General features: G+C 39.7%; 11 protein-coding genes. 4 read left to right on the plus strand and 7 right to left on the minus strand.

Features of this window, described 5'->3' with window-relative positions:
* On the plus strand, positions 1-294 hold a 294-nt coding region (locus tag EV693_RS07850), incomplete at its 5' end, for a YadA C-terminal domain-containing protein (protein WP_207906498.1).
* A gap of 247 nt (positions 295-541) precedes the next feature.
* Here EV693_RS07850 and malQ read toward each other — a convergent pair.
* The 4 genes from malQ to malE all read right to left on the minus strand — a co-directional run bounded on the left by malQ (position 542) and on the right by malE (position 6,424).
* The gene (malQ, locus tag EV693_RS07855) at positions 542-2,569 is read right to left on the minus strand and encodes a 4-alpha-glucanotransferase (protein WP_132501816.1); all 2,028 of its coding nucleotides are present in this window, start codon (positions 2,567-2,569) and stop codon (positions 542-544) included.
* Positions 2,570-2,597: 28 nt separating this feature from the next.
* The gene (gene malG, locus EV693_RS07860) at positions 2,598-3,488 is read right to left on the minus strand and encodes a maltose ABC transporter permease MalG (protein ID WP_132501817.1); all 891 of its coding nucleotides are present in this window, start codon (positions 3,486-3,488) and stop codon (positions 2,598-2,600) included.
* A gap of 42 nt (positions 3,489-3,530) precedes the next feature.
* Complete coding sequence (gene malF / locus EV693_RS07865) at positions 3,531-5,141, minus strand: maltose ABC transporter permease MalF (RefSeq protein ID WP_132501818.1); 1,611 nt, start codon at positions 5,139-5,141, stop codon at positions 3,531-3,533.
* Between the two features lie 95 nt (positions 5,142-5,236).
* Entirely contained in the window at positions 5,237-6,424 is a 1,188-nt protein-coding gene (malE, locus tag EV693_RS07870; protein WP_424991511.1) for a maltose/maltodextrin ABC transporter substrate-binding protein MalE, read from the minus strand.
* 363 nt (positions 6,425-6,787) lie between these two features.
* Between malE and malK the strand changes: the two genes are divergently transcribed.
* On the plus strand, positions 6,788-7,927 hold the full coding sequence (gene malK / locus EV693_RS07875; protein WP_132501820.1) for a maltose/maltodextrin ABC transporter ATP-binding protein MalK: 1,140 nt from the start codon (positions 6,788-6,790) through the stop codon (positions 7,925-7,927).
* Positions 7,928-8,015: 88 nt separating this feature from the next.
* On the plus strand, positions 8,016-10,733 hold the full coding sequence (malT, locus tag EV693_RS07880; RefSeq protein WP_132501821.1) for an HTH-type transcriptional regulator MalT: 2,718 nt from the start codon (positions 8,016-8,018) through the stop codon (positions 10,731-10,733).
* An 11-nt stretch (positions 10,734-10,744) separates the two neighbouring features.
* On the opposite strand, the gene EV693_RS07885 is transcribed toward malT, so the two are convergent.
* On the minus strand, positions 10,745-11,431 hold the full coding sequence (locus EV693_RS07885; protein WP_132501822.1) for a metallophosphoesterase family protein: 687 nt from the start codon (positions 11,429-11,431) through the stop codon (positions 10,745-10,747).
* Positions 11,428-12,699, minus strand: coding sequence for a multifunctional transcriptional regulator/nicotinamide-nucleotide adenylyltransferase/ribosylnicotinamide kinase NadR (gene nadR, locus EV693_RS07890; RefSeq protein ID WP_132501823.1), 1,272 nt, complete (start codon positions 12,697-12,699; stop codon positions 11,428-11,430). Before nadR ends, EV693_RS07885 begins: the two co-directional genes overlap by 4 nt.
* Positions 12,700-13,024: 325 nt before the next feature.
* Between nadR and EV693_RS07895 the strand changes: the two genes are divergently transcribed.
* Entirely contained in the window at positions 13,025-14,350 is a 1,326-nt protein-coding gene (locus EV693_RS07895) for an MFS transporter (RefSeq protein WP_132501824.1), read from the plus strand.
* Positions 14,351-14,655: 305 nt separating this feature from the next.
* On the opposite strand, the gene erpA is transcribed toward EV693_RS07895, so the two are convergent.
* Positions 14,656-14,997 (minus strand): iron-sulfur cluster insertion protein ErpA, encoded by a 342-nt coding sequence (erpA, locus tag EV693_RS07900; protein WP_132501825.1) that lies wholly within the window; start codon positions 14,995-14,997, stop codon positions 14,656-14,658.
* Between the last annotated feature and the right edge of the window lie 130 nt (positions 14,998-15,127).

A 15,127-nucleotide genomic window follows, 5' to 3' on the forward strand; every position in this document is an offset into this window, starting at 1 on the left:
CTGAGTAATGAGCTTGGTATGAAGGTACAAGAGATAAATAGTCGAATCCAAAATGTGGATAATCGTCTACAAAACGGTATTGCCAGTGCGGTTGCAGCGGCGAGCTTAGTACAAGCTTATAACCCAAGTGACAGCTTATTTGCGATTGGTGTTGGGAGTTATCGTGGTAGAAATGCGTTGGCAATAGGTTACTCTAAGGTGTCGGATAGTGGCAAAGTTATTTTTAAAGTAACGGGCAGTGTAAACCAGTTTAGTGACTACACAGGCGGAGCAAGCATAGGCTTTAAGTTCTAGGTGGTAGGCGAGCGTTTTAGTACAAGCGGTCAATTTGATGGATTTATTGGTAAATTTTCCACTGAAATTGACCGCTTTTTTATTGTTTTTCTTCCCCTCCCTCAGTTCTACGGACAGCGCTCTTTGTGGGCGCAGAGATAATACCGAAGGAGGAATTGTACAACACAAACACAATGTAAAGATCACTTTAGGGAGAAGTATAAACGATGTTTGTGTTGTATATTTTTTTGAGATAGTCAATAAAAAATTAAGCTTGGCGTTTTTGTTCTATTAAGGTGAGTAGTTCATTAATTTTCGGATCATCAAATATCGAATTAATATTCGTGTTTAATTTTCGCCGCCAATTTGGATATTCTGTGCTGGTGCCTGGGATATTGACAGGCTCTAGCATATTCAACCAATCTTCAGGCTGGGTGCCAAATAAGGCACTTTGAGTGTCTGCAACATAGCTTTGTAGCTGATGTGTGAAGATTTGGTTTACGCCATTTTCATCAGGTGCTAACTCTTGTTCTGCTTCTACAGCTCGGCGAATAGCGGCTTTATTATGATGACGAGTGGTTTGTAACGTTTGAAGGACTTTTTCATTTGGATAGATGCCAAATTTTTGCCCTAATTCAAAATCGTAGCCTTTCCAGTAACCTTGCACAGTCGGCAGGTCGTGGGTACTGAGTGTTGTCATTGCTGAATAAGGGTAATGTGCAAGCGGTTTGCTGCCGTGCTGGTCGAATTCAAAATAGAAAATGTTATAGGTCAGAATGCCTGCACGCTGTAGCGTGTCTATCATACCTTTAGGGACAGTACCGAGTGCTTCGGCAATAATTAAACAGCGGTTGCGTTGGCTTTCTAACGCTAAAATAGCTAGCAGATCCGCCAGTGGATATTTAACATAAACCCCGTTTTTAGCGGATTCGCCTTTTGCTACCCACCATAGACGAGCAAAGCCTAAGATATGGTCAATGCGTAATGCACCACAATCTTTCATATTGGCACGCAACAGATCGATAAACGGCTGATAGCCACGTTGTTGTAGAATTTCGGGGTGCATTGGCGAAAGTCCCCAATTTTGCCCTTGTGGTGCCATTATATCGGGAGGGGCGCCTACTGATGCCCCCAACACAAACAGATCTTTATCTGCCCAAGTTTCGGCACCATTATCAGCAACCCCAACTGCAAGATCACGATAAAAACCAATTGGCATACCGAGTTTGCAAGCAAGCTGGTAACAGGTGTTTAGCTGCTGGTTGGCAATATATTGTAGCCACATATAAAAACGTACTTCGCTTGCCTGATCACGCTGAAATTGTTGCACACTAGCGGTGTGATAATCTTGATATTCTGCAGCCCAGTTTTGCCAGCCCCATTGGTTTTTATGTTGTTCTGTTAGCCAAGCGTGAAGAGCATCAAATGTGCCTTGAATACGAAGTGATTCGCCGTGTTGGGCGATAAATTGCTCAAAATCACTTTGATCCTGTTGTGCAAATTGCTCAAATGCAAAGCGTAAAGCGGTTAATTTCAACGTTGTTACTTGCGAATAAACAATATTGTCTGATGCTCTTACTTCAGCGAGCTGCCGCTGTGTTTCGGCTGACTGTAACCATTTTTGTGCTTCTTCACTTTGTTTAAAGGCAGGTATGGCATTAATATCAATGTAAAGAATATTTTGCCATAGGCGTGAAGAGGGACTATAGGGGCTAGCACTGTCAGGATTGGCAGGGAAGAGCGAGTGGATCGGATTAAGCCCCACAAAATCCCCCCCTTTTTCAGCAAGTCTGATGAGAAATTGCTGTAAATCGCCAAAATCACCAATCCCCCAATTTTTTTCACTTCGCAGGGTATAAAGTTGTACAATTGCTCCCCATAATTTTTGTTGTTGCTGTAATGCTTGTGGCTGGTAAGCGTTTGAGGGGGCGATAATTACTCGACAGTTGGCAGCTTTGGTATTGAGGGTAAGTTGATGATAACCAAGGGGTAAATCTCGTGGTAAGGCAATGGCATTGCGTTTGCATTTTCCTGAGAGAATTTGACCGCTTTCTAATGTCAGTTGCCATTTTGCTTGAATCCGCTGAGTTTTATCTGCCACAAATAGGCGGATAAAAATCGGTTCACCCTGTTTAACCACTTTAACAAGCGGTAAGATTGGGCGTGATTTTTGCATATCCTGCTTGTTCATATTTAGCAACTGACTGATTTTTTTCACTACATCTGGAGTAGGGTAGCGGTGGCGACCATATTCATCAATAAAATAAGGATTAAGATACGGGTGAGTGGATTTCATTATAAATGTCCTGTTTGTATTGTGATATTTAGCCTTTTACACCGCCTGCGGTTAAGCCGCCAATTAGCCAACGCTGTGCAATGATAAAGATTAACGTTACAGGGATTGCAGATAAGATAGCCGCCGCTGCAAAATCGCCCCAAAGGTAATTCTGTGGGTGTAAATATTGCTGCATACCCACAGAAAGCGTATAGCTTTGCACATCTCGTAACAGTAATGAGGCAACAGGGACTTCAATGATTGCAGCTATAAAGGATAAGATAAAGACTACTGCTAAAATTGGCACAGAAAGCGGTAATAAAATTAAACGGAATGTTTGCCATGGCGTTGCACCATCAAGTGCTGCGGCTTCTTCAAGCGAAGTATCAATGGTTTCAAAATAGCCTTTTATGATCCAAATATACATTGCGATGCCGCCAAGATAAGCAAAAATGACACCGCCGTGGGTATTAAGTCCTAAAAATGGAATGTACTGACTGAGTCTGTCAAATAACGCATACAAGGCAACTAATGACAATACAGCAGGGAACATTTGGAAAATCAGCATACTTTGCAACAGCATTTTTTTGCCAAGAAAACGAAAGCGAGCAAAGACGTAGGCTGCGGTGGTGGACAATATTAGTGTAATTAATGCAGTAATGCCTGCTACCTTGACCGAATTCCACAGCCATAAAAGCACAGGAAAAGGGGGAGTAGTAACCGAACCATCAGGGTGGGTAACGCTAAAGCCCAGTGCTAATTTCCAGTGTTCTAACGATATTTCACTTGGAATAATTTCACCTAAGGCTAAATTCCCTGGACGTAGCGAGATACCGAAGACCATCAACAGCGGAAACATAATTAATGCACAAAAGATAATCAGAAAAGCGTGAGTAGCGAAAAGTCGCCGTTTCATTGATTTAGGTTGAACAATGGCCATATTTAGTTCCTTTTTATCTTCTTTTTATCTGTTATCAAGCGGTTAATTTTGAGAGAGTTTAGTCATTCGCATTTGGAAAAGAGCCAGTCCGCTGACTAATAGGAAAATGATGACTGAAATGGCAGCAGCTAAGCCAAAATCCTGTGTTCCGCTCCCTTCAAACGCAATTCGGTAAGTGTAGCTGACTAATAAATCGGTATGCCCTGCTGGTGTGCTTGTTCCTATCATTGCTGGGTGTCCTTCGGTTAATAGTTGAATGAGAACGAAGTTATTAAAATTAAATGCAAAGCTGGCAATCATCAGTGGCATAAGCGGTTTAATTAATAATGGCATTGTGATCCGAGTAAAATTCTGCCACACACCTGCTCCATCAATTGCCGAAGCTTCGTATAAATCAGTCGGAATAGCTTTTAGCAACCCCATACACACAATCATAACGTAGGGATAGCCCAACCAAGTATTGACGATTAAGATCATCACTTTGGCAAGAAATGGATCGTTAAACCATTCTGGGCGAATACCAAATAATGCGTCTAAAATGAGGTTGATTTCACCAAAACTCTGGTTAAATAAACCTTTAAAGACCAGAATAGAGATAAACCCTGGGACAGCGTAGGGTAAAATCAGCAGCAGGCGGTAAATCGCTTTGCCCTTAAGTGCGTCCCATTGTACTAATGAGGCGAACACCATACCCAATAAGGTGGTAAATAATACCGTCAGCAGCGAGAAAGTAACTGTCCAAATAAAAATCTGGAGGAATGGTTTTTGTATGCCCTCATCGGTGAGAATTTTGGTGAAATTTGTCCAACCATTACCCACGATGTAACCTGGTTCTAACCGCTTTCCATTAAAATTATTCCGTGCATCTATCTGTTCAAAAAAACCAATGTCATCATTCGGTCTATAACGTTCATTGGTTTCTTGATTAGTCAGAATTTGTGTGTCGCTATCAAAATGAAAACGTGGGCTTTGTTGAGCAAATTGACGTAATGAACTCATTGTGACCATTTCATTGGTTGGTAATGTTACGTTTAGACGTTGTAAATGCTGGCGATGTTGAGTAATGATTTTTAACGATGCGACCTTGAGCGAAGGCTCGTTTGCTATGGTATCAACGGTAATATTTGTTGCCATGCCATTCAAAGCAATATCGGTTAAAACAAGCGGTTCAGAAAGGTAAAATTTTTGCAATTTGCGATTTTCAAGCAAAAGTTGATACTGTTTTTCACCGTTGTTGCTTGTATTGCTGCTTGCTTCATTACTATCTTCTGCACGTTCAAGCAATTTAAACTGAAAGCGTTCACCTGAAAAATAACGTTGTGTTTGTAGTTGTTGCAATACTCGTTCAAAGGTAAGCTGATTGCTGCCACTGTAATTGGTAAACGCAATTAATACCGTACATAACAATGGAAAAACCACGAAGATTCCAATTGCAGAGACACCGGGGAAAAGATAACGCCAGCGGTAGCTACGAGCATTGCTGAACACAAAAATCCCTGTTGTAACAACAATTAAAACGAGTAAAGCAAACAGTAGCTCACCCTGTAAATAGATAGTTAATACAAGGTAGAAAGAAATCAAATACAGCAATCCAACGATTATACGCTTACCCCAATATTGAAGTGGTGCTAAGGGCTTGGTGATGTGCTGCATAAATATTTCCCCTTTACATTGTATGCAAGATAAGAAAGTAGACAGGTAAAAATGACTTCAGGGCGAATTCACTCTTCGCCCTATTCTTATTAAGATTATTCTTTTTCAATCTTAGCTTGTGCTTCATCAAGGGCGGCTTTCACACTTTGGCGACCTGAAACCGCACTGTTAATTGCTGTTTTTTCCGCATACCAAAAACGGCTCATTTGCGGAATATTTGGCATAATTTCACCGTTTTCAGCATTTTTCATTGTGGCGGCAATACGGGAATCTTGAGCTAATTTCTGTTGATATGAATTTAACGCTACTGCTCCTAGCGGCACATCATTATTCACAGTGGCTAAACCTTCCTCAGTCAGTAGGTGATTTTCCAAAAATTCTTTGGCTAAATCTTGATTTGGGCTGGAGGCATTCACTGCGGCACTTAGTACGCCTACAAAGGGTTTACTCGCTTTACCGTTTAAAGTTGGCAGTACAGCAACACCATAATTAACGCCACTTTTTTCAATATTTGCCCACGCCCAAGGCCCATTAATGGTCATCGCCGTATTGCCTTTGTTAAACGAGGCTTCAGCAACTGCATAGTCTGTATCAGCATTAATCACTTTATTTTTAACTAAGCCTACAACGAACTGTAAACCTTTTTGTGCTGCCTCATTATTGACGCCAACGTCTTTAACATCATAGCCTTCGTCAGTCATTTTAAAAGCATAGGCACCTTGAGAGGAGATAATCGGCCAAGTGAAGTACGGTTCTACCAAATTCCACATAATCGCATTTTTTCCTTTAGCTTTCAGTTTGTTGTCTAATGCCGCAACCTCTTCCCACGTTTTTGGTGCAGAGGCAACTAGATCTTTATTATAAATTAACGACAATGCTTCAACGGCAATAGGGTAGGCAATTTGTTTGCCATTGTATTTGGTTGCTTCCCAGCCAATATCAGAGAATTTTGCTTTAAATTCTGCACTTGGCTGTACTTCTGCAAGCAAGCCTGCCTGTGCATAGCCGCCAAAACGGTCGTGAGCAAAAATGATAATATCTGGTCCATCGCCTGTTGAGGCGACTTGTGGAAAAATCTCTTCCAATTTACTTGGGTGCTCAACTAACACCTTAATACCAGTCTCTTCTTCAAATTTTTTACCTACTTCAGTCAAGCCGTTATAGCCCTTGTCCGCACTAATCCAAACATTAAGTTGTCCTTCAATTAATTTCGCTTGAATATCTTGAACAAGCCCAAAACTTGCGACCATAGAGAGTGTGATTTGTGTAAATTTTTTCATCAGATGATCCTCACTTTGAGTTAAAAAGAATAAAGCAATAAGTAACAGAGAGATTAAATTGGTTTTTTGCCATAATGATCGATTTTATTTTTATCTTCATCATTCTCCCCTCTCAACCCTCACTGTTTATTTTGTGATCTTGATCACAAATTCTGATGATTTGGCAGAAAATACGGTTGATAATGTATTATTTAGAATAAATTTTAGGAAAAATTACACAATAATTCACATATTTACGCTAATATTTTTTTCGTATCGCTGAAAATTTTTTGCAAAAGTATGATGGCAATTAACCGCTTGATTGCTAGACTAGGGATAAAAAAGAAGCAATACTAAAACGTTAAAATACATTAGGGAGCAAGCATTATGGCAAATGTTAAATTGGTCAATATTGGTAAATCCTACGGCAACGTACCTATTTCACGCAATATAAATTTGGATATTCAAGACGGTGAATTTGTTGTATTTGTTGGACCTTCTGGCTGCGGAAAATCTACCGTTTTACGAATGATTGCAGGGTTAGAAGATATTTCGACTGGCGATCTTTACATTGGTGATCAGCGTATGAATGATATTGTCCCTGCTAAACGTAATGTGGGAATGGTCTTTCAGTCTTATGCACTTTATCCTCATCTTAACGTGGCTGAAAATATGTCTTTTGGTTTGAAGCTCGCTGGCAAATCGAAGACTGAGATTCACCAGCGAGTTAATCAAGTTGCTGAAATATTGCAGCTTGCTCATTTGCTAGAACGTAAACCTAAGGAATTGTCGGGTGGACAGCGCCAGCGTGTGGCGATTGGGCGAACATTAGTTTCGCAGCCTGAGGTATTTCTGCTTGATGAACCGCTCTCAAACCTTGATGCGACATTGCGTGTCCAAATGCGAATAGAGATTTCAAAATTGCATAAAAAACTAGGCAGAACAATGATTTATGTCACTCACGACCAAGTTGAGGCAATGACGCTCGCAGATAAAATAGTCGTCTTACAGGCAATCCAATCTGGTAGTCCGATGACGACAAATGTTGCTCAAGTGGGAAAACCGCTGGAACTTTACCACTACCCAGCAAATCGATTTGTGGCAGGGTTTATTGGATCGCCTAAAATGAATTTTTTACCTGTTCGAGTGATTGATGTGCGTGACGGCGGCGTAAAAATTGAATTGCCGAATTCTACCCATTTAAACTTTTGGGTACCCGTCGATAGCACAGGGGTGAAAGTAGGCGATAATCTCTCATTGGGTATTCGACCTGAACATTTACTGCCTTATGATCAAGGCGATGTGTGTATTAGTGGCACAGTGAAGGTGGTTGAGCAACTTGGTAATGAAACCCTTATCTATCTTGAAATGCCGCCAATTAAACAAAATTTAATTTATCGCCAAAGTGACATTGTATTAGTCGATGAAAACGACCAGATGTCAGTGGGTATTAATCCAAATCGTTGTCATTTATTCCGTGAAGATGGTATTGCCTGTCGCCGTTTATACCAAGAATTGGGGGTATGATGGAGGGAAATAGAGCGGAATGAGTAATTTACTGTAAAGTTTGCTAGAATTCTTCTTTACAAATCTTGCCTTATATTTTGGAGGAGCAATGCAGAGTGTAACAAAACTGATTCCGACTAAATTAATTGCTAACCAGCCAGTCCAAGCAATAAAGTTATCTCATCAGGAAGTGGAACGCCGTGAGTTGCTTACCAAATTGGGGAGTGCAAGATACTATCCGCTGACACTGATTACTGCTCCTGCAGGTTATGGTAAAACCACTCTTGCTCTGCAATGGCAAGCTCGTTTATTGCAAAAAAAGGAATCTGTGGCGTGGTTTTCTCTTGATGAAAGTGATAATAACGCAGAACAGTTTGCTAATTATTTTTCGACTGCACTGGCAAAGGTAGCTCGTATTTCGTTACAAGATGTTCACTATAAACATAATTTGATTGATTATTTTAGCCAATTGCTAGTACGGTTGAATGATGTTTCCCACCATTTTTACATTATTGTTGATGATTATCATCTTATCGAAAATAGCCAGATTCACGATGCGTTGCGTTTTTGGCTAAAACACCAACCTGAAACAATGAGTTTAGTGCTGCTTTCTCGTCTGATTCCACCGCTTAGCATTACCAATTTACGCATTCACGAGAAATTACTGGAAATTGATGTGCATCAGCTCGCTTTTACGCTAAATGAAACACGCCAATTTTTTGGGCAAAAACTCAATGAAACGTTAAGCGATGAGGTCATTTTTGCTCTGTACGATCGTGTTGAAGGCTGGGCAACAGCTTTGCAGTTAATGATCTTTACACTCAAACAAAATAGTGAATTGGCCTATTTCCCTGAAAAATTATTTGCAAAGCTAAACCAGCAACATATAGCAGATTATTTGAACGAAGAAGTATTTCATTATGTTGATCCGCAAATTAAGCGGTTTATGCTGCGTTGTGCGATTTTAAGATCGATGAATGAAAAACTTGTGATAGCGCTAACCCAAGATGAAAATGGCGTAAAAAAACTTGATGAACTTGAGAAAATGGGGCTGTTTATTTCTCGAATAACCCATAATGATGGCGAAATTTGGTGGAAATTCCACCCTATTCTTGCCTCTTATCTGCTGCAATCTTGTCGTTTAGAGTTACCAAATGAGTGGCAAAAATTACATCAAATTGCAGCGTTAATGTGGCTAAAATTAGGTTATGCTTCCGAAGCCTTATATCATGCTAAAATGTTGGAGAATACGCAAACGCTTTACCATATTTTACAAGAACGTGGCTGGGAATTATTCCATCAAGGACAATTAAAATTACTAGAAGATGGTTTAAATCACCTTTCTTGTGAGCAGTTGTGGTGTGATCAAAATTTAGTGCTACTCAAGGCGTGGTTGGCACAGAGCCAGCACCGTTATCAGGAGGTGAGCGGAATTTTGCAAAATTTTCGGTCAAAGTTACCGCTTACCGAGAGTCTACAGGGGCGTTTTGATGCTTTAAAAGCACAAGTGGCAATTAATGAAGGAAATGAAGAGCAGGCTTATCAGCTTGCTAAACAAGCCTTAACCAATTTATGTTCTGAATTTAATTATGCTCAAATCGTTGCTACATCTGTTATTGGCGAGGCACAGCATTGTCGAGGTTATCTGAAAGAAGGATTGTCATTAATGCAGCAAGTGGAAAAAATGGCAATTACTCAGCAGGTTTATCATCATTGGCTCTGGTCTCGTCTCCAACAAGCTGAGATATTGTCAGCACAAGGCTTTTTACAATCAGCTTACGACTTGCTAAAAGAGACAACAAAACAGATCACCGCATTTCATCGGATCCCAATGAATGAGTTTCTGTTACGTTTAAAAGGTCAAATTTTATGGGAATGGCATCAGCTTGATCAGGCTGAAGCAATGGCTCATGCTGGGATAGAGGTACTGGAAAAAGAGCAAGAACAGATTCAATGTGTGGCACTGCTGGCGAAAATTTCGCTGACTAAAGGCGATTTGGCTAATGCTGCACGTCTGATTGAGCAGTGTCGAGAATTGTTTACTCGCTATTCCCCTCATCAAGATTGGATAACTGCTGTTGATGAGGTTCAACTGATTTATTGGCAGATGAATAATCAAAAAGAGGGCTTGGAAAGCTGGTTGCTGCAAGCCTATTTCCCAGTCCAAGAGTACAATCATTTTACTCAACGCCAGTGGCGAAATATTGCACGTTGTTATATTTTGCAAGAAGATTACGAGAAGGCGTTAAACATTCTCAATCGCTTATTGAAAACTGCGGCGATATTTAATTTGGTTAGCGATAGCCAGCGGGCATTAACGCTCCGCAATCGAATATACACCTTACAAGGGCGGCGGGATCTCGCACAATGTGATTTGATCCAAGCACTTAAATTGAGCCAACAAACGAATTTCATCAGTGTATTTGTGATTGAAGGCGATCTGATGGCTGAGCAAATTCGCCAGCTATTGCAACTGAACGTGCTAGACGAACTGACCTCTCACAAGGCAGTGTTTATTTTACGCAGTATTAATCAGCATAATCGCCACAAGGTGGCACATTTTGATGAAGCTTTTGTTAAAAGTTTACTGGAAAATCCACAAGTCCCAGAATTGCTGAAAATTAGTCCTTTAACACAGCGAGAGTGGCAGGTATTGGGGTTAATTTATTCAGGATATAGCAACGATCAAATCTGTCAGGAATTAGCGGTTGCAATGACAACGATTAAAACACACATTCGCAACTTATACCAAAAAATAGGCGTATCTAATCGCAGTGAAGCGATTGAATATACTCGCAGTTTATTGCATATGATGGGATATCATTAATCACATTACATCTATTCCCGATCGTCTACACCGACAAGTAAATAGTTGCCATTTATATCAGAGAGGCTACGAAATCCGATATTAAAAATATCACAAGTTGGATTACGATTGATGCCTTTATAATCAAAATTATCGTGATGATGACCGTGGAAAATCTTGTGTACTCCCATTTTTCGGGCAAGTTGGTTAATGACGGAAAAGCCCTGTGGGTGAGGGCGAGGAGCTTCGTGTGTAATAAGAATATCAGCACGTTGATTTTCAAGTATCTCAACATCAGAAGGAAAAATAGAAGAGCGATGACGCAATGGTACACCACCACGCCAAATTCGCTCTTGTGGTAAATGCTGGCAATAATGAATCGGATCAAAAAACATTGGACGATGTGGTGGCATCCAAATATGTCCTCGAAATACACCGCCCAATCCTGCAATCTTTACTCCCTCAATCTCCACCACACGGCTATGGATATTACGGCTTTTCCATTCACTCCCCCAAATCACATCAAACGCCGCAACGGTTTTACTATCGTGATTTCCGTGTATAAACCAAATATCACAATGCTGCGCAAGTTTGTCCAGTTCTTGCGTTGTGGTTAGCTGAAGATCACCCAAAATAATGAGTGAAACGTTATCATAGGCTTCAACAAAAGGGTAAAGGTGTGCGTAACTGCCGTGAGGGTCGCCTGCAAAAAGTATCATAATCCGTTCTCCACCATCGTTTTGAATGTTAAAGAGAGCGGCTGCTCATTCAGAATAGCTTCGATAACTTGTTTAGTTTGATCATAACGATCTAAATAGCTTGGAGATTCAATCTCAATATAAGGCACACTATATTTATCCAATAATTTTTTCAATAATTGCTGAAAACGTTGGCGTTGTTTTTGTGAACCTAGACTGCGTAGCCCATCATCAACCCACTTGGTGTTATTAGACAGTAAGATCGTTACATCAAACGGATATTCTTTAATCATTGAGTCTAAAAATGGGTGGGCTTTACCCTCATATTGGATACAAAATGCTTGAGTTGTGATGTAATCAGTATCAATAATCGCTACCTTATCAGCATGCTTCATTGCGTGATCAACATAACGCTTATGTCCGAGAGCAATTTGTGGGTAGTCTGAATATTGCATTGCCTGTTCATTGCCACCTAGCTGCTCAAAGACAAACTCTCGTCCGTACTCCCATGCCGATGTGGTATTAAATACGTTGGCAAGTTTACTAACCAGTACACTTTTACCACTACTTTCACCGCCTAAAATTGCAATGGTTTTCACAAAAAACGGACGAACCTCTTTTGGAATAAATCGCCAATATTGAAATGGATTATTGCGAATTTTAGTCGCAGAGACATTGAAAGAATGGCGTTCTGGATCAACTAAATGCACCTCTAAATTGAGATATTTTTCATAAGGATCTTTATCTTGTACTTCGCTGCTAAATACCATAGTTGGGTGAATTTGCTGCTCTTCAAATAATGCTTTCACTCGTTTAGCCCAACTTTCCCAACCATTTGGATAACTTGGAATACCGTCTTCAACTAAATGATGAATAAAAATTTGTTTTTGTTGGTATTTGAAAATTTGCTGCATCCAGCGTAAACGGTCTTCATTGGTCGGCATTCGTTTCATTTTACTGTCGTGAAAAAGCTGTAAATCACGTTCGGTTTCTGTGCAAACAACAACGTGCAGCATATCAACTTTACTAAATGCCTCATAAATCATATTAATATGCCCTGTATGCACAGGATAGAACTTACCAAAAATGATACCCACACGTTGATCTTCTGTTTCCATAATGCCTAACACCTTATGCAAGCTGCTCAATTTGGTGGCACTAGGATTTTTGATCTTCCCTGTAACCAATTGATTAAAATAAGCCCTTGTTACACCTGCCTGCTGGCAAACATCATTGACCTTGAGTTTAAGTTGTTTACGTTTTTGTTGAAGATAAGCAAAATTCGACATAAATAAATCCTTTCATTATCTGCAAATAATAGGTGAATTCTAACCGCTTGTCATTGAAATTTATCCTTTTAAATAGTGAGATTCGCTCAATGTTTTACGATATTTTAGTGATAAAGAATAAAATTTTTTATCGTCAATATTTCTTATCCTCTGGAAGAAGTACTATTCAATACAACTTATTTTAATATAAAAATCTTTATATTATTAAATTTGCAGTTTTTTATAAAAATTTATGAATGATTGATGAACTGAGTCTTGTTGCGTATAAGCATTATAAATGCTAGGATTTTAGTTCTTTTTAAACGCTATATGGATAATATTTAAAATGGCTAACACAGCACAAAATCTCAGAAATGACCCTAAAAAAGTAGCAGTCGCCTCAATGATCGGTACTGCAATCGAATTTTTTGATTATTATATTTATGCCGCCGCTGCGGTATTGGTCTTTAATACACAATTCTTTAACAGTAATGATCCTGTTTCAAATGATCTGCTCTCGCTATCTACGCTCGCATTAGCGTTCTTTGCTCGTCCAATTGGATCAGCACTTTTCGGACATTTTGGTGACAGAATTGGACGTAAAAAAACCTTAGTCGTTTCTTTACTGTTAATGGGAGGTTCAACGGTTGTAATTGGCTTACTGCCGACCTATTCTGACATTGGAATATGGGCAACCATTTTGCTTTGTCTATGTCGTGTGGGGCAAGGTATTGGACTTGGTGGTGAATGGGGTGGTGCTGCACTTGTTGCGACTGAAAACGCACCAGATGGTAAACGTGCTTGGTATGGCACATTTCCACAATTAGGGGCTCCGATAGGCTTATTTCTAGCAAACGGTGCTTTTTTCTTAATTAGTTATATTTTTGGCAAAGACGCTCTTGTTGAATGGGCGTGGCGTATTCCGTTTATTTGCTCTATTGTATTGGTATTAGTTGGGCTATATGTTCGTCTAACTCTACATGAAAGCCACGTTTTCAAAGAAGCTGAAGCGAAAGGTAAAAAGCACGCTGCTCCTGTCAGTGCGGTATTTAAGTATCACTTAAAACCACTTATTATCGGCACATTTGTAATGACCGCCACCTATGTTCTATTCTACATAATGACTGCATTTGCACAAATCTACTCCAGAACAGCCCCAACCCTATCCGAGTCTGGACACCCAATGGGGCTTGGAATACAACCTAATACATTTACAGGCTTATTACTACTAAGTGCAATTGTATTTGGCATTTTTGTCAGCATTTCAGGCATTTATGCCGATAAAATTGGACGCCGTAGATGGTTGCTTTTTGTTACTTCCGCTATCGGATTATTTGGATTGTGTATGCCATTCTTCCTCTCGAATGGCACACCGACCTCGGTCTTCTTATTTCTCGTCATTGGAATGATCTTAATGGGTATGACGTTTGGGCCGATGGCAGCACTACTACCAGAGCTTTTCCCAACCGAAGTACGCTATTCAGGTGCGTCTCTTGCATACAATTTTGCCTCAATTGTAGGAGCTACTATCGCTGCTACATTTGCCATCAAAATTAACGCCAGCTACGGTATTTTTGGGGTCGGTATTTATCTAGCTATAAATGCACTCATCACCCTTTTTGCTCTATTGGCTTCTAAAGAAACTAAGCATCTAGATTTAACAAAAGTTTAATTCTATAAAGTTATATTGTTTGTCAATGGAACAAGAACTACAAAAAGTAGGCTTTAAGCCTGCTTTTTCTATTTTAATTTTTTATATGTTGCTTTTTTATTGACAATAATGGGGCCATCAAATTGAAAAAACATAAAGGGTGTTTACTACATAGAATAACTAAGAAAAAGTGATATGGCTTAATTCCGCTATAATGATAATTTAAGTACCAAATGTAAGGAGGAGAGAAAATCAACTATAACTAACTATTTCGGGCTATGTGATAAAAACTAAAAAATAATAAGATAGTTTTTGAAATCGGATAGCTAAATACTAAAAGACGCACCACAGCCACAAGTTGAACTGGCGTTTGGGTTTGTAACTAGAAAGCGAGAGCCGTCTAGACCTTCGACATAATCTACTGTTCCGCCAATTAAATATTGTAAACTCATTGGATCGACAACGAGACCTACGTTTTGGTTTTCGATAGTGAGATCACCATCGTTAATTTGGTCATCAAAGGTAAAGCCATATTGAAAGCCACTACAGCCTCCACCTGTAATATACACACGCAAACGTAAATTTGGGTTATCTTCACCTTCAATTAAGGTTTTTACCTTATTTGCCGCTGCGTCAGTAAAGATCAGAGGGATTTGAATGTCGCTCATTTTTTATCCTATATTAAGTTTGCGTAAGGAACGTATTATCTACTAATTGGATATAGAGGGCAATGGTAAGATGTGTAAAGTCAGGTTGATTTATTCTCAACTTCCTACAAAATAGACAGTGTTTTTATAA

The organism is Nicoletella semolina, assembly GCF_004345745.1.
GTDB classification, from domain to species: Bacteria; Pseudomonadota; Gammaproteobacteria; order Enterobacterales; family Pasteurellaceae; genus Nicoletella; species Nicoletella semolina.